The 21801-nt window shown below is 45.6% G+C and carries 16 protein-coding genes; 4 read left to right on the top strand and 12 right to left on the bottom strand.

Features of this window, described 5'->3' with window-relative positions; genetic code table 11:
- Window positions 1-145 precede the first annotated feature (145 nt).
- Window positions 146-3121: an EAL domain-containing protein gene (locus ACZ5NB_RS17420; protein ID WP_460233479.1), complete on the top strand. Its 2976-nt coding sequence runs from the start codon at window positions 146-148 to the stop codon at window positions 3119-3121.
- Window positions 3122-3162: 41 nt separating this feature from the next.
- On the opposite strand, the gene ACZ5NB_RS17415 is transcribed toward ACZ5NB_RS17420, so the two are convergent.
- The 12 genes from ACZ5NB_RS17415 to ACZ5NB_RS17360 all read right to left on the bottom strand — a co-directional run bounded on the left by ACZ5NB_RS17415 (window position 3163) and on the right by ACZ5NB_RS17360 (window position 18003).
- On the bottom strand, window positions 3163-4296 hold the full coding sequence (locus ACZ5NB_RS17415; protein ID WP_460233478.1) for an energy transducer TonB: 1134 nt from the start codon (window positions 4294-4296) through the stop codon (window positions 3163-3165).
- 109 nt (window positions 4297-4405) lie between these two features.
- Entirely contained in the window at window positions 4406-5776 is a 1371-nt protein-coding gene (locus tag ACZ5NB_RS17410) for a multiheme c-type cytochrome (RefSeq protein WP_460233477.1), read from the bottom strand.
- 597 nt (window positions 5777-6373) lie between these two features.
- Window positions 6374-7201, bottom strand: a complete 828-nt coding sequence (locus tag ACZ5NB_RS17405; protein WP_460233476.1) for an SDR family NAD(P)-dependent oxidoreductase — start codon at window positions 7199-7201, stop codon at window positions 6374-6376.
- A gap of 49 nt (window positions 7202-7250) precedes the next feature.
- A complete protein-coding gene (locus ACZ5NB_RS17400) occupies window positions 7251-9089 on the bottom strand; it encodes a DUF885 domain-containing protein (RefSeq protein ID WP_460233475.1) in 1839 nt (612 codons plus the stop codon).
- A 305-nt stretch (window positions 9090-9394) separates the two neighbouring features.
- Window positions 9395-10849 (bottom strand): dihydrolipoyl dehydrogenase, encoded by a 1455-nt coding sequence (locus tag ACZ5NB_RS17395; RefSeq protein ID WP_460233474.1) that lies wholly within the window; start codon window positions 10847-10849, stop codon window positions 9395-9397.
- A 25-nt stretch (window positions 10850-10874) separates the two neighbouring features.
- On the bottom strand, window positions 10875-11168 hold the full coding sequence (locus ACZ5NB_RS17390; RefSeq protein WP_460233473.1) for a glutaredoxin family protein: 294 nt from the start codon (window positions 11166-11168) through the stop codon (window positions 10875-10877).
- 62 nt (window positions 11169-11230) lie between these two features.
- Window positions 11231-11893, bottom strand: coding sequence for a cupin domain-containing protein (locus ACZ5NB_RS17385; RefSeq protein WP_460233472.1), 663 nt, complete (start codon window positions 11891-11893; stop codon window positions 11231-11233).
- A 39-nt stretch (window positions 11894-11932) separates the two neighbouring features.
- Window positions 11933-14038 carry an FAD-binding oxidoreductase gene (locus tag ACZ5NB_RS17380; RefSeq protein WP_460233471.1) on the bottom strand — a complete coding sequence of 702 codons (2106 nt, stop codon included), beginning with the start codon at window positions 14036-14038 and terminating at the stop codon, window positions 11933-11935.
- 1 nt (window position 14039) lies between these two features.
- A complete protein-coding gene (locus ACZ5NB_RS17375) occupies window positions 14040-14663 on the bottom strand; it encodes a glutathione S-transferase family protein (protein WP_460233470.1) in 624 nt (207 codons plus the stop codon).
- A gap of 24 nt (window positions 14664-14687) precedes the next feature.
- On the bottom strand, window positions 14688-15743 hold the full coding sequence (locus ACZ5NB_RS17370; RefSeq protein ID WP_460233469.1) for a lipid A-modifier LpxR family protein: 1056 nt from the start codon (window positions 15741-15743) through the stop codon (window positions 14688-14690).
- On the bottom strand, window positions 15733-16194 hold the full coding sequence (locus ACZ5NB_RS17365; RefSeq protein WP_460233468.1) for a DUF1348 family protein: 462 nt from the start codon (window positions 16192-16194) through the stop codon (window positions 15733-15735). Before ACZ5NB_RS17365 ends, ACZ5NB_RS17370 begins: the two co-directional genes overlap by 11 nt.
- A gap of 537 nt (window positions 16195-16731) precedes the next feature.
- The gene (locus ACZ5NB_RS17360; protein ID WP_460233467.1) at window positions 16732-18003 is read right to left on the bottom strand and encodes a hypothetical protein; all 1272 of its coding nucleotides are present in this window, start codon (window positions 18001-18003) and stop codon (window positions 16732-16734) included.
- Window positions 18004-18176: 173 nt separating this feature from the next.
- On the opposite strand from ACZ5NB_RS17360, the gene ACZ5NB_RS17355 reads away from it, so the two are divergent.
- The 3 genes from ACZ5NB_RS17355 (at window position 18177) to ACZ5NB_RS17345 (ending at window position 21772) form a co-directional block, all read left to right on the top strand.
- Window positions 18177-18419, top strand: coding sequence for a hypothetical protein (locus tag ACZ5NB_RS17355; RefSeq protein WP_460233466.1), 243 nt, complete (start codon window positions 18177-18179; stop codon window positions 18417-18419).
- A gap of 946 nt (window positions 18420-19365) precedes the next feature.
- Complete coding sequence (locus ACZ5NB_RS17350) at window positions 19366-19830, top strand: hypothetical protein (RefSeq protein WP_460233465.1); 465 nt, start codon at window positions 19366-19368, stop codon at window positions 19828-19830.
- The gene (locus ACZ5NB_RS17345; protein ID WP_464107699.1) at window positions 19769-21772 is read left to right on the top strand and encodes a hypothetical protein; all 2004 of its coding nucleotides are present in this window, start codon (window positions 19769-19771) and stop codon (window positions 21770-21772) included. The genes ACZ5NB_RS17350 and ACZ5NB_RS17345 overlap by 62 nt, the downstream gene beginning before the upstream one ends.
- Window positions 21773-21801 lie beyond the last annotated feature (29 nt).

The raw sequence follows: 21801 nt of genomic DNA, 5'->3' as shown, positions 1-21801 counted from the left end.
GTAAAACGAGTTGTTCGCTAGATATAATGGCGCTGTAACGAGAAGTGCGCCAATCGCTATACCCTAAACATGTTATCTACAAAAAAGAGTTATCTATGTAACCTTTGTTATACCGCTATTATATATTGAGTCGAGAGTAATCCTTATGTGTCCAAAATTGGTGATACAGCTTGTAACCTTTTTTCTTGCACTCAACATCACCATCGCTGAGACATTTGCCGACGCTCATCCTTCCCTAAACTTAAGCCAGCAAGAGCGAATGTGGCTACAAGAGCACCCGCGCATCACGGTGGCATACGATGGAAACTTTCCTCCTTATAGCTTTAAAAATGATAGTGGCGATATTGAAGGTATAGCCATAGAAACGTTTAAGTTGCTTGAGGAGCGACTAGGTATAAAGTTTGTCGAGTATCATGAAACCCAATGGCAGTCGCTATATAACGACGCCAAGCAAAAGCGGGTTGATGTTGTTGCGACCATGGTTAATCGAACAGAGAGAGCGGAGTGGTTTAAGTTTACAGGGCCTTACATACAGAAATCGTTAGTTATTGTAACCCGTGGTGAGAGCACTGATATTAACAGGCGCGGTGATCTTCGCGGGAAGCGAATTGCGCTTGTTAAGTCATATCAATACAGCGCCCACATTATAAAAGAGTTTCCCACCGCAGAAGTGGTCTTTGTTGACACCATGTTAGATGGGTTGCGCGCGGTATCGACAGGTAAAGCGGACGCGGCCATTACGTTTCTCGCGGCAGGTCATTACCTGCGAACAAAATACTTACTGAGCAACCTCAAATATGCAGCATTGTATGATCGTGATAGTGCAGCTGAGTCGATAGCCGTTCGAAGCGATTGGCCAGAGCTTCAGTCAATTCTCAATAAAGCATTAAGTACGATTTCAGACTATACGCACTTACAATTACGTGAGCCGTGGTTGCCGCAAAATTATCAAGATCTATTTGTCGACATTTCGTTAACCAGCCAAGAGCTTCAGTGGATAGAGGCGCACCCAAAGATTCGTGTTGGTGTTGATCCAGAATTTGCACCGTTCGAATTTATGGAGAATGGTCGTTACGCTGGAATGGCATCAGAGTACCTTGACCTACTTAACCAACGATTAAACCTTGATATGCAGGTGGTTGAAGGTAAAGGCTGGGATGACATCATGGTCGCGGCGCAACGAGGTGACATTGATGTGCTGCCAGCAGTGGGAAAAACTAAAGCGCGAGAGCAATACCTAAACTACACAGAGCCGTACTTACAATTCTACCGAGTAATCATTACACGTGACTCTGAGGAGTTTGTTTTTGGCTTGTCCGATCTTCGTGATAAGTCCGTGGGTGTGCAGGTCAATAGCTCGCATCATGGTTATTTGTTGGAGCACTCCGATATACAACCCGTTACCTATGAGACACTCGAATCTTCATTGTTAGCGCTGTCTGGTGGTGAAGTCGATGCGTTGGTGGGTAATGTTGCATCCTCTACCTATTGGATTCGTCAATTGAATCTCGCCAATATCAAAGTGGCAGCGCCAGTGTCCTCCGAGATCGACTACCTACACTTTGCGACTCGTAAGGATTGGCCAGAGCTTGCTTCAATCCTTCAAAAAGGCTTAGACAGCATTAATCAAAGGCAACGACAAGAAATATCAGAACGTTGGCTGCAAATCGATTACGAGCCGGTCATAGGCGATGAGCTATTACGAAACATCGTTGTTGTGCTGGTTGTTATCACGGTAATGATTCTTTTATGGAATGTGTTGTTAAAGAAAAAGGTAAAAGAACAGGCCGAGAAAGTTTTGCGCTATGCCTATTACGATCCTCTTACTGGGCTGCCGAATCGATTTTTGGTTCATGAGAGGCTGGGTCAATTTGTGCGTCAATCTAGCCATGGTAATCAAAAGTTGGCAACGCTATCGATTGATATTGATGACTTTAAAAAAGTGAATAATACGTTAGGTCACGAAGCGGGTGATGAAGCCTTAAAGCAAATTGCAGAGTGTATTGCTGCCGTGTCACCGGCGGATAGCTTGCTAGGGCGGGTGGGTGGTGATCAATTTCTATTGATTATCCCCGCATTGATTGACGTGGCTGATGCAGCACTAGTGGCGAAAAGTGTTCTCAAAAATTTAGAGAACGGCGTGTCGGTAGGAAATCGCAACGTTGTGTTCACAGCCGGGATTGGCATCGCGTTATATCCCAGTGATGGAGAGACGGCGGAGGTGCTAATGCAATGCGCAGAAGCCGCTACGCATCATGTTAAACAAGAAAGCGATGATCAGTTTACTTTCTATACGCCAAGCTTGCATGATGCGGTATCTCGAAAGTTAGCGGTCGAAGAGCAATTGCGCAACGCGTTAAAACGAAATGAGTTGTATGTGGTGTATCAACCCAAAGTGGATGCTGCAACAAAAGCCACGGTAGGGTTTGAGACGCTAATTCGATGGGCGAGCAAAGAGCTAGGAAATGTCGCACCAGAAGAATTTATACCTATCGCCGAACAAAACGGACAAATTGAAAGCATCGGTTTGTTTGTATTGAGGTCAGCGCTTGCCGCACTTAAAGACATTAACGCACTTGCCGGCAGGCCGCTCACCATGGCGGTCAATCTGTCACCACGCCAGTTTATTTCAAACCGTTTGATTCAACAGGTCAAAGACGAAATAGAGCGCTCTGGTGTCGATAGTCATTTGCTAGAGTTAGAGATAACTGAAGGTGTGTTGATGAGTGGTCATCAATACATCGATGATACGCTGCACGCGATAAAAGAAATGGGAGTGACCTTGGCTATGGATGATTTTGGTACCGGTTACTCATCGCTTAGCTATTTAAGACGATACACATTTAACGCCCTTAAAATTGATCGTGAGTTTATAGCAGATCTTGAGGAAAAGCAGGCTAGCGTGCAGTTGGTGACGGCAACCATTGCAATGGCGCACGGGCTAGGCATGGTAGTCGTGGCGGAGGGTGTTGAGACCGCTGCACAGTATGAACTACTGCGGCAGCTGCGGTGCGACCTGATTCAGGGGTGGTACTTTAGTGAGCCGTTCCAGGCGCAAGAACTACTCGACTGGATACAGGAAACAGCGGTTGGAGTAGACGTTGTTAAGGGCACTCGCTAACCAAACGACTTTAGCGGAATGCCCTGCTATACCCTGATGCGTTATTGAATATAAAATGAAAACGATTGCACAAGGCGCTCAGGGAACTGACAATCCTTATCAGACGTGTCGAGTTTCTCTAAATAAAATTTGTCTGATTTATCCATAACTGTTCGCGCAAAAATCCCGGTTGGGACTGCAGACAATACTTTGGCGGACGTTGATTTTCCTTTTTCGTCAAATTTTATCAGCGTTACCACTGAACCAACTGAACCCCGGAAGGCTGCGTTGGGTGGGTAACGTAGAGTGGGAGTTTTTAAATCGACATCGCAAGGTTTGGAAACGACTCTCGACGGCTCATCATCGAAAATAGAAACACGCGGCATAGCAAAGCTACGTATCTTCTCATTTTGGTCGATATATGTGCCTGTGCGTGGGTGGTAGGTTTTGTAGGCCATGAACATGGCGTTTGCCCACGCTTGAGCCGTAAACTTTAATTCTGCTAATCCCTTACGTTTCATTCCCGGCTGACTGTTATTGATCGCGTCGACGATTGTATCGTGCAATTCACCCATAACGTTGTATTGATTGACCTTGCCTTTTGTTAGGAACTTGGCAGCGCTGGTGATCAAATCGGCTTTATATTGGCGAATCAGTAGCTGGTCTCCTCCGCGCATATAAAGAGATTTCGATAAGCTCGCGGCTTCTTCAATCTCCAGCCACTTTCCTTTTTCCCAATAACTTTGGTATAGCAAGTCCGCACCAATCAGCGAAATATTGTCTAACCCGTCTACCGTGAGTCGATCGGTTAGTGCTGTGGATAGGTCGGGCAAGTCTTTAATATCACCATCCTTTTTGTAGTTAATCGCTGCAGCAAGAATAGCGGTGACCTTGGGTTGATTATCGACAAGTTCACTGGCGTTAAGTTGGTTAACGAACTCCATTGCGGTATCGTAATTCCCAGCCATATAGTTCACGAAACCAAATTCTCGGGCGAGGGTTGGAGCCGACTCTTTGCCTTTGTCGTAGTCGCTCCAAATTGATTGAGTCTCTGCGGCAGCTGTTGCAAAGTCTCCTTTTCGCATAGCGTCATTGAACTCCACAATACCCGCTAATGTGCCGTGAGAAATGATGGATAGAATAATGGCTATAAACCATGAAGTTGTGTTTGTGCTTGCTTCAAGTCCGCTCTTCATAACGTTCCCTATCAATTATTGTTGTCGTCCTTGCAATCGTACCGCTTTTAAATGGACGGCGCCATATAGGCACCATGCAGGCAGCAGCTTGCCCTAAACTCGCTTCATGCTAATGGATTTGAATAGTTTGAGACGTCGTAGCTAATTGCTCAATAGAAACGTTGATTTTATCTTTGCCTAATAAATGGTCTGCGAAGGCTTGGGAAAAAGGCCAATAGTAGAGTGTAGCGTTGACTGTTAAGAGGCCATTGAGATTATCTGGAACAGGAACGCGATAGGTTTCTGTCGCATAACCATTCGGTAGTATCCGGTTATCAGAAAGAATACGGTCGACTGTCCATACTTCGATATCCACTTCTTCGCCATGAGTGTTACCTAGATGAACTTTAAAATTTTTTGTACCGGGTTCGGTTTTGCCGTTTGATACCTGACCCAGTCGATACATCTCCTCGTTGTTCTGGTTTAACACTTGGAAATCGATCCACACTTCGCGCCCCTCAGGAAAACCCGTGGGTAGCTTGTGTCCCGCACCAACGTTCGTGACTTTGACTTGTATGTTGTGAACACCGCCAGCTGACAATTGTCGGGGTAGATCAACAAATTCTATGGTGGCGCTAGTTTGTAAAAACTTACGTGCGGTTTCTACGCTTTGATGATCGCCAAATCGTTCAATGATGGTTGTGTTTGCTGAAGAGAAATGATGCGAGGCTCGATCTTCCCTCATGGGCCCCATAATCGCAGCTCGGCCTTTTACTCGCGGCATATGGCAGTCTTGGCATTCAATGCCCTGCGTTCGGTAGGCACTTTCGTACCACTCGTCATAGGTGCGTTCTATTGGAATATCATTAAACGGATGGCTTACGTTATGGCAGGCACCGCACATTTCAGATTGCTTGTGAAGGGTTGAGTATTCGGTTTGATGGTAAGGCGATTCAGCATCACGGCGGGGACCGCGCTTGACGTTTACATCGGCATTGGCATCAAGAATATAAGCGCCGTTGGTTAGCCCCGATATCCCAGTCATTCGATGGCAAGCATCGCAATCTACGCCCGGTAGATGAATAGAGTCTTCTTCTGGTAAGGTGCGATTAACCTGAGAATTTATTTTCCCTGTTAATAAACCGGCAGGAGAATGGCACCCAGTACAAAAGTAGTCAATTGCGCCATCGGTTTCTTCGCTGGCTTTTTTAAGCAGTGCGCGATAGATAGGATCCTCCCAACTGTTTGCCATCATCGATGAACGCCATTCGTTATAAATTTCTTGATGACATCCACGACATATTTCTGCACTTTCAAAGCTATTCGTGCTTGCCAAATTGTTATGAGTCGTAGAGGCGCGATGAGGAAAGAACAGGCTATCTGCTGTGGGTTGTGTCTTGCTTTGAGTGAGCTGCGATCTATTCTCAATGGCGGATTCGGAAAAACTTCCACTAGAAACGACTAATAAAACGAATACGAATCCTTTCTTGATGATTTTCATGCCCTTTGTCTCTGCTAATTACCAACGAATATTTTTGAGGGGCGCTAATGTATAGAAACACCGAATCACACTCAAAGGCAGTGATGACCGTAAACTTCGCTTTTTGGTTTTCGGTGTATTCTTTGCGGTTTTAGTGGCGCGTTGAACTTCAAATGTCGTAGCGTCTATTACTGCGTTTCAGCTTGCGCATTAATCTGATCGAGAAAAAATCTCTTATGGGCGATTCCTTGAAATATTTTTATAGCGGACTTTCCTTAATTGGGTGACCTGAGTGTGCCAATGTAGTGGTGCAACAGCTGTATGCGGCTGGCTCGCATTATCAGCTGGTTACATTATTAGATTTGTTTTGATGTGATGGCGAATTGATAAAAAGCCTGTGCAGTACAATCTGTAAGCGCCTACATGCGCTCAAAGCTGGGAAAAATGCGCACCGAGGTGAGCGGAATTAAAATGGAGCGGTGATAGAGTTAGGTTCCTGTTGTGATTTCCTAACGAGGTCTATTTCTGAAATTGTTGGTTTTACTTGTTAACGCCGATCGCTGGGCTAATCGGCACAACAGTGTGAATGGTCTGTGGCTATCAGAGTTGAGTCAAGCGCTATCGGATGCTGGTAAGCCCGCCGTCAACAACCATAACTTGACCGGTGATGTACGCCGCTTCGTCGCTTAATAAAAACAGAGTCATGTAAGCGACTTCCCAGCCTGTGCCTTGGCGGTTGAGAGGAATGGGTGTTTTTGCGCGTGATGGTCTTTTTTGTGAGGCTATTCGTCCTAGGGCGGTATCCATTAAGCCGGGTGCCACGACATTTGCGCGAATGTTTCGTTTTGCTCCTTCGAAAGCTGTGTGCCTCATCAACCCTGCAAGCGCGGCTTTGGATGCATCATAAGCCGGTATTTGGCTGCCGGGTTTAATGGATGCAGTGGAAGATGTTATCGAAATCGCTCCACCATCGCCCATTAATGGAAGCGCAGCTTTTATTGTTAAGGCGGCACCTCGCAAATTCACTTCCATAACTTTATCCCAGCTTTCAGCTGTCATGTTGTCAAAAAACATCTCATTCCCAAAGCCAACGTTATAAACAAGTCCGTCTAACCCGCCCATTGTGTTGTGCGCGCTTTTGATTTCTCGCTCAATCATCTCTGGATTTCGAACATCTAATGCCAACGGGAATGCGGTGTTTCCTTCGCCAGTGATAATTTCACAAGTGCGCTCGGCAGACGCCAAATTTTTATCAGCAACCGAAACATGCGCACCTTCGCGCGCAAACAATATAGCCATGGCCCGCCCGTTGCCTATAGGGGCATCCTCAACGCCGCGTTCGTCCTGGCCGCCACCGACAATTAAAATATTTCTCCCTTTTAAGCGCTGGTAGCTGGGAGCTGTGCCTTGTGACTCTTTGGGAAGATAAATAGTTGAATCTGTCATAATCGAATTGTCCGTTTAGATGGTATCGGCTGTCTAAGTACTGGTGTGGCTATCGTGTTGTGTTGCTTATCCAGCGAAAAATGCGCGTTCTAAGCACCGGTAGCGGTAGTGAACCCCCGCCTAAAACGGTATCGTGAAAACCGCGAATATCAAATTCTTCGCCTAGCAATTGTTTCGCTTCTTTGCGCAATTGCAAAATCTCCAACATACCGATTTTGTAAGCGGTCGCTTGCCCTGGGTTAGATAAGTAGCGTTGCACCTCTGAGCGCACAGTCGTCTCTGGTTGTGGTGAATTAGCGAGAAAGTACTGCACGGCATCTTCCTCTGACCATTGTTTAGCGTGCAACCCGGTATCAACGACTAATCTTATAGCTCGCCACATCTCGGTTGTTAGTCGGCCAAAATCTGAAATAGGATCCTGATAAAAACCCATTTCTTTTGCAAGAAACTCTGAATACAGTGCCCAGCCCTCGACATATGCGGTATGAAAACTTTGGGTTCGGAAGCGAGGAATATCCGTAAGTTCTTGCGCAATGGAAATTTGCATATGGTGCCCTGGGTTGCCTTCGTGATAGGCAATAACCTCGAGTTGATAAACTGGCATGGCATTCATATCCGATAAGTGCGCGTAAAAAATACCGGGTCTTGAGCCATCGGGTGCGCCGGCATAATAGTGTTGGGCTGCGCCATCTTGCTCGCGAAATGGCTCAACTCGTTTTACGATGAGGTCGGCTTTTGGGAGTATGCCAAAATAGTTTGGTAATTCTTGTTTAATCTTATCGAGATACTGTGTGGCGAGATCAATATACTGCTGCCGACCTTCATCAGTGTTTGGCAAGGTCAGTCGGTTGTCCGGATCTTCACGGATATAGATGAAGAATTCGTCCAACGTCCCGTCGAAATTAATAGTTTCAAGCAGTGTCTGCATTTCACTGCGTAAACGCTCAACTTCTGTGAGACCAATTTGATGAATTTCATCCGCAGTGAGTTGCGTAGTGGTATTGAGTGATAATCGATAGTCATAATAGTCGTCGCCCTCTGGTAACGACCAGACGCCTTGACCTGGTGGGGCGTTTTTCCTATCGGTGTCTAGCCAATTTGCTACATTGTCATACGCTGGTCCGACTTGCGTTAATAGAATATCTCGAGCAGAAGCGAGTATTTCTGATGCCGCATTGTCGTCGATTAAACCGTCTTCAGCGAGCTTAGTCACCTTGCTGCTGATGTCTTTCCAAAGTGGTGAGATTCCCGTTGAGTCAAAGGGTTCACCGCTGACGACCCGCTGGATTTCATCAATAGCAAATTGATAATTAAATTGTGCTGCTCGTATCCCTTTATCTGCTGAACGTTTAGTGAGTGATAAGTAGGTGTTGAGTACGTCATCAAGTTTATCAAGCCGCGCTATGTAATCTTGCGCATCGGAAGCCGATTCAATCTTATGAAAATTAATGAGGAAGTTAGGTAAATAAGCATGAGCGCCACCACGAACAAAGGGCAGACGGTATGTGCGCCATTTATATTGCATTTCTGCACGTTCTAACCCAAACCGCCACAAGTCATAGGAGTCTTTTCCTTCAGCACTTAATTTTAGATAATCAAAACGGGACTCCATTTCCGCAACACTACGTCTGTGCCACTGGAGCCTCTGCTCTTGTGCAGTAATCGATGGATCATCTAATTTGTCGTAATCAGATTTATCGCCAAGCTGTGTTTTCCATTGAGGCGAAAAATTGAGTTGCGTAGCGAACTCTTCGTCTAGCCAAGCAGCTAATACGTTCGTTTCAGTTGGGTCAAAAGGCTTTGCGTTGGCTATATTCGGAGCTTCCTGCTGTCCGCAGGCCGAGACCAAAACCAAAAGAAAGCTAGCGACTACTAGACATAAGCGCATTGGAACATCCTGGGTTATTGTTATGGAATATTAGTGTTCGGTAGAACGATAGATGTTTGCAAGCTTGAAGTGTATATAGAATGCCAGACGCGGTAAACCGTGCGCTTAGCTGGCGGTTTTAGCGTATAAACCAGCCATGGCTGCATTTATGTATTTAAAAAATGCCAGCGAACGCAAATACACTCAGTAAAAGCGCCCAACTGGCAAAGGGGGACTGACGGGGTGTTAAAAATATATCTTCAGTTGATAGTGTTGCTGGCTGTACACGCAGCGGGGTAGTTTAACGAACCTGCGAACCTGCGAACCTATGCACCGGGGCCGCAGTCTAGACAGCGGGCAACCATTTCCGGGCCTAGATGTAACTTCGAGGCGACATCGCGCAAGGCTGTACGTAAGCCTTCTTCTATCACGGGGTGATAAAAAGGCATATCAAGCAATTGATTGATAGTAAGTCGTTGTTGTAACGCCCAAGCCATCAAATGGCCGATGTGCTCGGCACTTGGACCAAACATTTCTGCACCTAACAATATGCCGGTACCTTGAGCGGCGTAAACCCGCAAAAGACCTTTGTTTTTACCTATGACTCGGCTTCGACCTTGATTCTCGAAGCTGACTTCACCGATGGCAAAACAGGACGCGTACTGGTCATTTACTTGCTGAAAATTCAAACCTACGGTGGCCACCTGGGGGTCAGTAAATACAACGCTAAGTGGCGAACGACGCAAGCCAGAACGAATATCAGGGAAGCTGCTCGCATTACTACCTGCAATGCGACCTTCATCCGCTGCTTCATGCAGTAAGGTTTGATCGTCTGTTGCATCGCCTGCCATAAAAATATGTGGGACGCTGGTTTGCATTGTGTAGCGGTCAACAATAGGCACACCACGGGAATCGAGCGCTAGTGTGGTATTGTCAAGACTAATGTTGTCGACATTCGGTCTGCGGCCGGTTGCCGCCAAAATATAATCGAAGGTTTCATCAATCTCCAAACCATCTTTGTTGATATAGCGAATCAAGACGGAGTCGTCCTGTTTTACGGTGCTTTTGACATTCGCGCGTGTGTCCAGATAAAACTCTTGGTTAAATGTGGTGTTTGCGTATTCTCGAATAACCGGATCGCTAATAGCGGCAACGCTGCCGCTTCGGCCAAACACTTTCACTTTGACGCCTAGGCGGCTCAATGCTTGACCGAGTTCTAGTCCAATGACCCCTGGCCCAAATACCGCGACGGATTTGGGTAAGTCGCTTAGCTCAAATATTGAATCATTGGTTAGCAATCTGTCGCCTGCTTCAGCTAATAAAGCGGGGTAGGCGGGGCGAGAACCTGTGGCTATAACAATTCGTCGCGCAGTAATTTCGATGTCGTCATTTACGATCAATGTGTTGTCATCTTTAAACTGTGCGCGGCCAAGCAATTTATGGGCTGGATCAAACTCTTCTACTGCTTCATTAACAAAACCTACAAATCGGTCTCTTTCACTTTGGACACGTTTGAGCACTTGTTTACCATCGACGGTAATACCCGCAGTATGAATACCGAACTGCGCGGTGGACTCGGCATTGTGTGCCGCTTCGGCGGCAGCTATTAATAGTTTACTTGGCATACACCCGACTCGCGCACACGTAGTGCCAAAGTGTGCTGCCTCGATAAACACAATGTTTTGAGTTTGTTTCAGGGCCTCGCGGTAAGCGGACATACCCGCTGTGCCGAATCCAATGATGGCCACATCCACGGTTCGGTAATCGATACTATTTTTCATGGTAATACCCCGTTGTACTGTTTAGTTATGCTGTTTTCTTGTGTTGTATTTCTTGAGCGTAAAGTGTTAAGAACTCATTGATATCACCTGATTCATACATCCATTGAGTCGGTTCAAATTCGCGCTCGATCCGAAGTGCAGGGACTTGTGACTTTCCTCCGTTCTCAACTAAATCGGCCCAATGGGATTGATTTTTTTGAATATCGCGGTGTTCAATGGACAGTCCGGTTTTTTTAATCACGCTACGGGTTGATGCGCAAAACGGGCATGATTGAAAATGATAAAGTGATAATTTTTTGATGCCGTCAAAAGGTTTCATGTTGAATACTCCTGTGGGTTGTTGAATATTGTCAGTGTGTAGCATTGCTAAATGATTATTCGTTAGTGAATCGGTGTGTTATGTAAGTGGCCTGTTTTTAGCCAAATCAACGTCGTTTCTTCGACATAGGGTTTATGCAGGCTTAGGTGGGGATTTCTGATCCAGGTGCCTTTGGGGTAGCGGCCACTTTCATCGATAAATTCGCCACTAATCACCAATATTTCTTCACCGCCAGCGTGCAGCCGAAAATCGAATTTTTCTCCTGCGGGCCAACGCACCAAAGCCACCGACTCGCTGTTAAACTGATGTAAGGGCATGACATCTAGATGCCCTTCGCCAGGAACCCAACTAGCTTCATTGGTATTAATGCGAAGACTCGTGGTATCCCCAGTTTGAAATTGATGAAGTTTTACAAATAGGGTGCAGCCCTCGCGGCTAAAAGGCGCATGTTTAAAACCCTTGGGGTTACGAATGTAAGTGCCTGCTGGGTAATCGCCGGTTTCGTCAGAGAAGACGCCATCTAACACAAAAATTTCTTCGCCGAGCGGATGGCCGTGCTTGTGGAAGTGCGCGCCTGCTTCATATCTGACGATACTCGTTGCATGTCCACGTTCAGCTTCTTCTCGCGCAAGTGGCTTTCTCAAAACGCCAGGTTTTGGGCTTACTTGCCATTCTTTGTTGCGCGTTTCAATGACTACACGCTCATTAAAATTCATATTCAACATAGGAGTTGCCTCAATCTCTTTGTTGGTTAAACCACGCAGTTATTCGATTAACTCAATGACTAACTGAGTGTCATTGCTGCTGTCGGTAGCCGATGGCTTTGCGACACACAGTAAAATTTCATCGTCCTTCAAATCAGAACTGATTGGGCTCGAATGAAGTACATTGCCTTCTAGCCGTTTGGCTCGACAGCTGCCGCACCGACCACTGCGACAACCAAAGTTAGGTTCAACGCCGTGTGTTTCCAGAAAATTGAGTAGCGTCCCATCTGACCGTTGCCAGTGTTGTTCTAGAAGATGGTTTCCTTTTCGATCAAGGACTGAAACCAGCGCCTCGTCTGCATAATCAACGGATGCGTGAGAGGCTAATTCTCGTTGCAGCGAAGAGGGGCCAAACGCTTCGGCATGGATTTGGTTGTCCGGAATATCCAGCCTGCGTAGCCAGGTGTAGGCGGATTGCATAAATGGAGTTGGCCCACAAATATAGACATCACTCTCCTTACCTTGAGGAAGATGTGCTTGCAGTACCTGCTCGGTCAGGCGACCGTGATGGTCATAGTCTTGCCCCTGCACCAAATGGCTTTCTGGCTGTGTAAGGCACCAAATAATGTTGGCTTGTACGAGACGGCTAGCCAACTCACCGAGTTCTTTAAAAAATGCCCGTTCTTCGGCTGATCGCGCTACTGCGATGAGGGTAACGGGGAGGGCCTGTCTTTTTTTCAATTGGGTGAACAATAAATCACGCAATATAGACACCATGGGTGTGATGCCGACACCTGCAGCAATGAGAACGATTGGGCGCTTGTGAGGTGTGACGACGAAAAAATCCCCGGTTGGTGACTTTGCATTGATGCTGAAACCGGGCGTCAAGTGGCCGTGTAAATACTGTGAGAAAACACCATCCTTCTTAACGCTGATTCTATATTCTTCGTCATTGGGCGCACTTGATACGGTGTAGGTTCTGATGGTTTCCTTTCCGTCAATGGCCCCTTTTAGCGTTAAAAACTGTCCGGCTTTAAAGTGAGCTTTTGCCGAGTTTTCGGAATGCATTATGTTGCGACGAGTGTCGCCAGCGGTTGTGCTCGGCTTTAAGTAGAATGATGTGATATCACTACTTTCTTTCTCAACACGAGTTACCATATGTTGTCGCCATTCATGTCGAAATTTATCGGCTTCGCGTTTTAATTCAGCTTCGCGCCAGGTGCCGGTTAGTTCTGAATTGATTGAAAATAATGGTGCTGACCACGTGTGTGGTAGTGCATTTTCGAGAAGTACACCATGATCAAGTGAGAAGGCCCAAACCCGCTCGGCGCCTTCAAAAAATTCTAGATTGGGGTAGTCCCAAAGGATTTCCGCTCGACCCGTTAGCATCAGCAAGTGGCCTTTGTTGAAATCGATAAACAACAGCCCGGCCTTGGGGTTCTCTAGCAAATTGCCTAAGGTATTGAAATGAAAATTACCGGCGTAGTCTGGGATTTTTAATACCTTATCGTCTTCTACTTTTACAAATCCGGGTTTTCCTCCTCGATGAGAGACGTCGACACCTTCAGCCGCGCCAAAGTCGCTACCTGAAATTGCATTGCTGACATAGCTGGTGACAAACAGCGTATCGCTCTGTTCAATCAACGTTTTCGCGTAGCTATTCAGCGTTGTAAACGTGGATTGCTTTGTCGAAAGCGTTTGATCGCTATCCTTGTTTGGTGTGCGCGCTTGAATGTATTGCGGGCAGTTTCCAAACGATTGATCTATCTTCAAGCTGAATTCATTGTCTGTGGTGGCAATAACGGTTCCTGAAAGTCTATTTCGACGACGTGTTGCCAGTTCTATGCCTAGCATGCCCACCTTTTTTCCGTGCTTTAGGCTTTGCTGGAGTGGATCGCCGGGTATGGTTGCGGCGTCGACAGATAAAAATTTTGGATCTGGGCAGGATATAAATCCTGGGTCGCCGATTAATATCGACGCCCAGGGCCACCCTTTTTCATCAACAGAGCCAGCAAAGACATAGGACAGCTGTTGATAAAATGTCATGTGCTGGTCGGGCAGGTAGTTACGGATAACTTTTTGCCCAAAACGCTCCATTTGATCATTAACGCCTAAACGCTTTTGAATGAATTGTTCACCGCGATGAAAGGGAGATGTGGTCATCATATTATGCCGCCAACCCTACTGCGGTTGATTGCATTGGCACAAAGCCAGTGAGAGATTCCACGCGTTGAAGCCAGGCTTTCACGTGTGGGAAATCGGACAAGTCAACATTGCCTTCAGGTGCATGTGCTATGTACGCATAGTTTGCAACATCGGCGATGGTTGGGTGGCCTGCTGCTAACCATTTAGTTTTCGCTAAGTGATTATTCAATGCGGTAAGAATGTTTTTGGCTGTCGCGATGGCGAACTGTGCATCTAATGGTGCGCCAAACACAGTGATTAAGCGTGCAGCCGCTGGGCCAAACGCAACAGGACCGGCAGCAACTGACAAGTATTGCGCTACTAGAGCGGCACCGACAGGATCGCTAGGGAGCCATTTTTTGTCTTGGTCATATTGGGTAGCGAGGTAGATTAGAATTGCATTGGAGTCGTAAATGGTTACGTCTCCGTCTTCTAAAACCGGCACTTGTCCTAATGGGTTTTTCTCCAGAAATTCCGGTGTTTTATGTTCTGCGTTTAATAAGTCTACATCGATAATCTCAGCCTCTATATTCAGCAGAGAAAGTAATAGCTCGACTCTGTGCGAATGGCCGGATAAAGGATGACGATACAATTTGATAGTTGACATAATGTTCTCCAAAAATGTTGATCACTAATAGAATGTTTTGTTAAGTATTAAACCGCCCCAAATTAAGTCACGATCACCTCCTCCTTCTTTCACTTCCGATGTATGTCCACGTACCATGTAAGTCAGTTGGTATCCCTTGAAGAGTGATTTGGTGTATCCCACCCAGGCTTCCACTAAAAAGTGTTTAATTTCATCGTTGTTAAAAGTGACCTTGCTGCTGCGGAATTGGCCTTGCAAAAAAGCGTTGTATGCCCTGGCTTTTATAGCGGCACCAAAGAAAACAAAGTTGTCGGAGTGGCGGTTTTCTACGGCGCTTTTTTCTCCATAGCTGGTTAATTCTGGATTGAATGCCCACCAGCGCGAATTGAAGTTACCAACTCGCATGTTGAGACTTAGATTAGCTTCGGTGATATACCCAAGCGAAATTTGGCGCGTTAGCTTGGCTTCTATGCGGCTGGCTTCAGGTGTCAGTGCAACTTGTTTTGCCAATTGATAGCGTGCGGTTAACTCGCCGCCATCCGAGATTTGGTTATGCCAACCAAGCGCCTCTTCGCTATCGGTAACGTCATGCACTTCACTTTGCAATTGTTCAAAAATTTTTAGGCCTAAAACACCCAGTGTTAATGTGCTCTGCCATGCAACACGACCGTGAAAATTCACGCGCTCCTGAGCATGCGAGTAATACACAATGCTGGCAAAGGGGCGGTCGTTTTTAGTGGCTTGGGTTTGGCTGATTTCTTCCGGCGTAAAACCGTATAGCCCGGCTTCAATCGCATAACTGCTTTGTGTTCCATCATCGACGGACAAGAACCCATCCACGGCGTCAAGTGCTGGTCGTAAACTGATTATGGATTCGAAGCGATTTTTCTGTTTGTAGGCGACACTGATGCCTGCGGTATAGTCTTGATCGCGTTTTCCCGGCACGAGCACATCGTTGTCAAAGGTAAAACTGAATTGACTCGGCGAATTCGTGCGAATCGATGCATCAGAATATTCAGCAGAAAACCCGGTGATAAGAATGCAGACCAAAAACAATAGCAGTGAGTAGGGCTGATCGGCTTTTTCGACATTAGTGTTCATGGCTACCTCCGCCAACAAAAGGCCGCACCGATAGCGTTAGTGTTTGATGTGATGGCGTCGGTTGGCTACCAACAATCTTTAACTCGGAGATAAGTCCGTTGCTGTTCAGTTGAACTAATGCGCTGCCATTGCCTCGTTTGCCGTGCAGGTTTTTGGAGTCTTGGCGATAGGCTTGGTAGTCAATAGAGAGTCGAGTGAACGAGTGAGACCGGAGCTTAAGCGCCACTTGGCAGTGGGAGCGGCTTTTGAACTGGTCTTGGAGGGATTGAAACAACGCTTGCTGCCCAAGCAGTGTTTGATTACAGCTATACCAATCGCAGTGGGGGGCAAAAAGCTGAACCAACTGCTCTGCATCGCCTTGATTCCAAAGTGTCTGTGCCCTGGATACAAATGCCGTTGCCAAATTACCCGTTAACGGTGGCTGTGAATGGGAGTTTCTTAAAACCAGCATCGCCTTATCTCGATCTAAACCATAAATTTTTGGGATGTGCTCCAACTACTGTTTGAACACGGCGTCAAATTACGATTTGAGAGATATCAAGTAGCGTGCCAATTAAAATTTCTTTATAAAACAATTGGTTAGGTTATATCTGGTGTCTCAGAAATTTGTGAATATCAAAATACTGATACTGGTGTATCAAAAAACTGAGAGTTTACCTCTCGGTTTACTTTGGTATGAAGGCGCGTTTGGGTGTATGGAGGGCGAAAAAGAGTGGGTGTGACTGGGAGGCGGGCACGAGTGGAGTTGGGCTGTGCTCGTTCCTAGAGCGTCAAGACGGGTTAGCAGGTATGCTCATTTGAGAGCTTAATGAGCTGCTGGTGTGTTCGGGTGAAGTCATTACCTGGTCGGGTTGTTAGCTATTGAACGGCCTCGTTGCAATAAGTTGATGGAGTTGCCTGCTGCTCCTTATTCGTGAGGTTGGGTTCGTTTGCTCCGTTGCGGCTAAGCCTTTACCGCATCGCGCTGAGATGATGGCGTCCTGAAGTATCACAAGGAAGGTAAGCTAGGGCACTTGAACATCATCTCTGATCCATGCCGTTCTCTCACTTTTTCGTATGCGTCGCACGTATCATTGATTGCGTGAATCTGTTCTTCGGTTTGCACTAATGCTAACAATTTCGTGCGAGCCTCTTCCAATGTTCGGTATATGCCGATGCCTTCCTGCATAAACCTGCGCTCTTCGTCAGTAAAATCGCCAAGAAAAATGCCGGAGGTAACAATAAGGGAGCAATATGGTGTTCGCACTGAATCCACATCGTCGTGTAGAGTGCGTTGACTCAATGATGAAAGTAGGCCGATGGTCGGTCGTGCTCGGTGTGGCTCTTTTAACTGGATATGCATGTCGTCAGCTAGATGAATTGGGTGATCCGATTCAGCTTTTATCTTGCGTTGCACCTCACCACCTTCGCCCCATCTAGGCTCAATGATCTGCTTGCCTGCTTGAAACATCTCTTCTTCCAGGTCTACCGTGTATGGCGCTTGCCCAAGATGCATTGACCACCCCAGTTGTCCATTAGTCGGAATCAAATGGCCGCGATATTGGTAGCGCATAGATGGCTTGTCTGAATGGCGATTGGGTAGGTTTACTTTTACGCGTATACAACAACCAGAACCGTATGGATTTGTCATGACATGCGAGATGCGCATAGTGAGTAATCTAATCCCTGTGGAGCTTCCATAAGCTGTTGGTGTAATAATTAGATAGGCCCCGGCGGCTCTATCGAGTGTCATCGTTGCGAGTTCTTCTGATAGGAAATAACTGCAATTCTCTTTGGGCCGCATGTTCCGTTCTTTTTCTATCGCTATATAACTTTCTTCGCGGCTAAGTCCCAATTTCTTCGCGACATTCCAGACTGAAGCCTCCCCGACGCAATTGCGACCATCTTTGCCTAAATCCACTTCGACAGAAAAGTCTTCCGCAGTGACTTCTTCATGTTGAAATAAGCGATGATCGGTGCCGAGCTTCTGCTTCATCTCCTCTCTGAATTTCCGCAAGCTAGCTACTATCGTCTCTCCATAATCTGTATTGGGGGCGCCGTTGGGGAATCCGCCAAGTGCAATGCTTCGGACGGTATCTTTTTTAAGGCCAACAACAGCTTTAAATGTGTTGCCAACCCATCGTTCTTTCTCGCTACCGTCTTTGTTTGTCGGGTTTCCTTGGGCGTTATGGTATGCAATGGAATAAATATTGTCTGGGCTAAGCAGCAATGCACATTTATGGGCTAGTGTAATGCTGTTGTATACGTACTTTCCGGGCATTTTTCTGGCTCCTTCCAGCTTTTCTGCGGAAAAATAAAAGTGATTCGGTGCTTACTCAAGAAAATTTTCCGGCCGAAACGCGAATTTCGCAAAATATTCTTTTTGGCCGCTCCGTGCTTTTAGGCAGGGTTACGATAGCCCCAAATAACACATAACAGTGAGGGGGTAACAAAATGTTCTCAATAAAGCGGGTAAAAAGGTTTCTATCGAAACTAATATTGAGTTGTGTTGCGCTGACGATCATTAGATTAACGCCTGTTGGTGATGTGGACAACACTCCGGTGCAGGGATCATGTGACGTATCGGTGATGCACGTGAGAATCACAGTCGTATACACCGCCGAGACCGCAAGCCAGGAAGGTAAAGAAAAGACAATATTGGGAGCGAGCGAAACGGTTGGGCCTGAGCGTGAATGAAGGTAGCGGTATGGGGTCCACGCGCGAGGTGCGGGTCAGCAGCTAGTCGCATTCCAAATTGGGTTTTTTGCGACGGCCTGCGAGAGTCGGTGTGATGTTATAAAGTCACTACCTCCCTTAATGGAAGCGGCGCGGCAATAGCGTTGAAACAATGTCCCAGCACATAATAGATGTGTGCTGCGAATCGACATACCCAAAGATCAATTCACTACCGATCAGGTTTTGTTGTCATTTTATGAAAGCTGGCAAGTTCAGGTTAAGCCTTATTTTGTCGCCAAATCCAACATTTCGAAGATTGCTAAGAAAAGAGTATTAATGGATCTCCTGGCAGTACTGGATCAGAACCCGAAGCCACCACCTGGCCCTACGCATTTGGGAAAAAACATAAAATTACCTATACAGTATTGGAGTACCATTTCCCCAAAGAGTATGCTGAGCTTAAGCGACGTTATCGAAAGTGGGAAACGCAGACAAGGCGAGATGCATCGCTTAAGCGTGTCGAGAATATAGTTCTTGGCGCGCTGGACTGTGGCCGAAGCAGAGTTTACCCTAGCCATCGAAAGCTTGTGGAATTGGGGTATGTGCTTAAGAGTGATTTGAGAAAACCTGAGATCACGGATTTGCTGGACGCTTTCCAGCGATGTTTTGATGACTTGGGAATTGTTCAGGAAAACTAATCCTATTTCGATGCCCGGACGTCCTTCTGCTCCCTCGCCGCTAAAAGCCAAACTCTCGCCTAGATGGACGTAATGTGCGCTTTCGACCCAAAGCGGACGTTTTTCTTCTGTTAAGTTGTTATCTGATCATTGTCCATCAATAACGTGAATGGTCTAGCTTTGAAAAAGCGCCTGGAAACAAGAGTTGAATAAATAAATATTTGATAGCTGCCTCGCGCTCAGTAGACGCTAAATAATAGAGCGCCAACCAATTAACTTACAAGGGCAATATGGACAATAAATACGATAAAGGATCAGAGTGGCGAAAGTGGGACTTGCATATTCATACCCCGTATTCGATAGAGAACCAGTTTGGACAAGGGAGTGATGATGCAGTTTGGGATCGTTACATTAAGGATCTAGAAAGCCTTCCCCCTGACTTTAAAGTTTTGGGTATCAATGACTATATGTTCATTGATGGGTACGAGAGACTGCTTAGAGAAAAGACGGATAACGGGCGGTTAAATAATATAGATTTATTGCTACCAGTCGTGGAATTCAGAATCTCCATGTTTGCTGGCGTTGATTTCGGCTCATATAAGCGAATCAATCTCCACGTGGTATTTTCAGATCTGCTCGATCCTGGGGTAATAAAAAGCCAATTTTTAAATACGTTACATCAAAGCTACAGGCTTGCGCCAGGGAGGGAAGGAGCCTCTTGGTCAGGAACGGTTACTCGAAGCACTGGGTGCTAGTATTAAAGCCACAGTACCGCCTGATCAATTAGCTAGATATGGTTCTGACCTTATGGAGGGGTTTAGAAACCTAAACCTTGATGAAGGAGAGCTAATTGACCGACTGGAGAGTAACAGCTTCCTAAAGGGGAGGTATTTATTAGCTGTTGGTAAAACGGAATGGGATAGTTTGCGATGGTCTGACAGCTCTATCTCTTCAAAGAAGGATATTATAAACAAGGCAGACATAGTCTTTGTTTCAGCTGAATCAGTTGACAAATTTCACGCTGCAAAGCAGAAGCTATCATCGCAGTCTGTTAATGATCTACTTCTTGATTGCAGTGATGCTCATCACTATTCAGATTCAGGAAATAAAGATCGTATCGGCAACAGTAACACCTGGATTAAGTCAGACCCTACTTTTGAAGGGTTGAAACAAATTGTTTATGAACCGTCTAGAGTATCTGTTCAGGAAAATCAGCCTGACGATAAGGCTGGATATCAAGTAATAGACAGAATAAAAATACAAAATCCACTGATCTTAAATGAAACCATTCAGCTTAATGGGAATATGAACTCCATTATTGGCGGAAGGTCTACGGGCAAATCTGTTCTTCTTACAGCTATTGCACAAAAACTAAAAACAGAAGAACCAATATCATTTGTAAATAAACCCGAATACGGGACTTTCGTGCAAAATGTTTCATCTTCTATATCGGTAATTTGGAAGGATGGCGAAGTTAACGACAACCGAGAAATTGAATTCTTTCAGCAGGGATATATGTTTCAGCTTGCAACTAATAACGCTAAATTAAGCAAGCTAATTCAGGATATTTTAAGCATTAATGGAAAAGGGTCTGTTTTGGAGTCGCATTCTACAAGGCGATCCGAGCTTAAAAAGCTTATTTCATCTGAAATCAATGATCTCTTTCAAGGTGCTGAGGAAATTAGACGTCGTCAAGGCATACTTTTAGATAAAGGTGATAAGAAGGGTGTCGAGGATGAAATCTTGAGGCTCCAAAATAAATTAGTAGAGCTTGATACCCTTTCTTTATCTGAAGAAGAAAGAGCTATTTACGATAAGCAAAAGCTTCTTATCGAGGAATCATTGAATATCAGAGACAGACTGTTCAAAGATCAGCAGCAGATTGAGCGACTCAAAAGCATTTCGTTAGTGAGGAAGGACATAGCGATAGAATTTGCAACGATTTCAGACTCCCAACGAAATAAAATTAATGAGCTATATGATGTTCTTAGTCAGGAAATTGAAACGAAATGGATTGGAGGTCTGGACTCTCAGCTTGATGAAATTACTCGATCTATAGAAGAGAGTAATAGGTTGATGGAGCAAGCGAAATCAGACGAGACGTATAAAAAAGCTTCACAAGCCTACCAAAACTCAGCCCAGTTGAAAGAAATACAGGATCTTATTAAAGAACAAAAAATAAAGCTCAGCGAGATTAACTCAACATTGAGTGAAATAGGGGAGCTTCAAAAGAAGTGGAATCAAATCAAGGAGAGTATAATTTCGAATCACAACGCCTATTTCACTGAGATTGACGAGCTTTTGCCGCAACTCAATACTAGCCAAGACGGACTAGATATTAACGCTGTATCAAACTTCAGTGAAAAAAGATATCGAGAAATTCTCGAAGGGGCATTAAATCTTCAAAGTTCTTCCAGTCGCAGCATAGCTGAATTCACCTATCAGGATAACGACCAATATATGCAGCATTTGGTTAGTTTATTAAACTCCTTACTTTCTGGAGCTGTAACACTCAAAGGCGGATACACAGCACAATCCTTAGTTTCGAGTCTTTTATCTGAATGTTTTTATGATGTCGCTTATGACTTGATTTATGAAGATGATAACTTCAAACATATGTCGGATGGAAAAAAAGCCTTCGTTATTTTGAAATTATTACTCGATTTTAGCGATAAAAAAATGCCCGATTCTCATTGATCAGCCTGAAGATGATTTGGATAACAGGG

The sequence above is a fragment of the Aurantivibrio plasticivorans genome (assembly GCF_055392955.1).
Note: the sequence above shows the minus strand (reverse complement) of the source record. Positions and strands in the feature narration are given on the sequence as shown.

What these genes read in the sequence shown, in the direction of transcription:
- ACZ5NB_RS17420 (WP_460233479.1), top strand. Translation starts at nt 146, where the DNA reads ATGTGTCCAAAATTGGTGATACAGCTTGTAACCTTTTTTCTTGCACTC.
- ACZ5NB_RS17370 (WP_460233469.1), bottom strand. Translation starts at nt 15,743, where the DNA reads ATGAACACTAATGTCGAAAAAGCCGATCAGCCCTACTCACTGCTATTG.
- ACZ5NB_RS17355 (WP_460233466.1), top strand. Translation starts at nt 18,177, where the DNA reads ATGTTCTCAATAAAGCGGGTAAAAAGGTTTCTATCGAAACTAATATTG.
- ACZ5NB_RS17350 (WP_460233465.1), top strand. Translation starts at nt 19,366, where the DNA reads ATGGACAATAAATACGATAAAGGATCAGAGTGGCGAAAGTGGGACTTG.
- ACZ5NB_RS17410 (WP_460233477.1), bottom strand. Translation starts at nt 5,776, where the DNA reads ATGAAAATCATCAAGAAAGGATTCGTATTCGTTTTATTAGTCGTTTCT.
- ACZ5NB_RS17375 (WP_460233470.1), bottom strand. Translation starts at nt 14,663, where the DNA reads ATGTCAACTATCAAATTGTATCGTCATCCTTTATCCGGCCATTCGCAC.
- ACZ5NB_RS17415 (WP_460233478.1), bottom strand. Translation starts at nt 4,296, where the DNA reads ATGAAGAGCGGACTTGAAGCAAGCACAAACACAACTTCATGGTTTATA.
- ACZ5NB_RS17390 (WP_460233473.1), bottom strand. Translation starts at nt 11,168, where the DNA reads ATGAAACCTTTTGACGGCATCAAAAAATTATCACTTTATCATTTTCAA.
- ACZ5NB_RS17405 (WP_460233476.1), bottom strand. Translation starts at nt 7,201, where the DNA reads ATGACAGATTCAACTATTTATCTTCCCAAAGAGTCACAAGGCACAGCT.
- ACZ5NB_RS17365 (WP_460233468.1), bottom strand. Translation starts at nt 16,194, where the DNA reads ATGCTGGTTTTAAGAAACTCCCATTCACAGCCACCGTTAACGGGTAAT.
- ACZ5NB_RS17400 (WP_460233475.1), bottom strand. Translation starts at nt 9,089, where the DNA reads ATGCGCTTATGTCTAGTAGTCGCTAGCTTTCTTTTGGTTTTGGTCTCG.
- ACZ5NB_RS17380 (WP_460233471.1), bottom strand. Translation starts at nt 14,038, where the DNA reads ATGATGACCACATCTCCCTTTCATCGCGGTGAACAATTCATTCAAAAG.
- ACZ5NB_RS17385 (WP_460233472.1), bottom strand. Translation starts at nt 11,893, where the DNA reads ATGTTGAATATGAATTTTAATGAGCGTGTAGTCATTGAAACGCGCAAC.
- ACZ5NB_RS17360 (WP_460233467.1), bottom strand. Translation starts at nt 18,003, where the DNA reads ATGCCCGGAAAGTACGTATACAACAGCATTACACTAGCCCATAAATGT.
- ACZ5NB_RS17395 (WP_460233474.1), bottom strand. Translation starts at nt 10,849, where the DNA reads ATGAAAAATAGTATCGATTACCGAACCGTGGATGTGGCCATCATTGGA.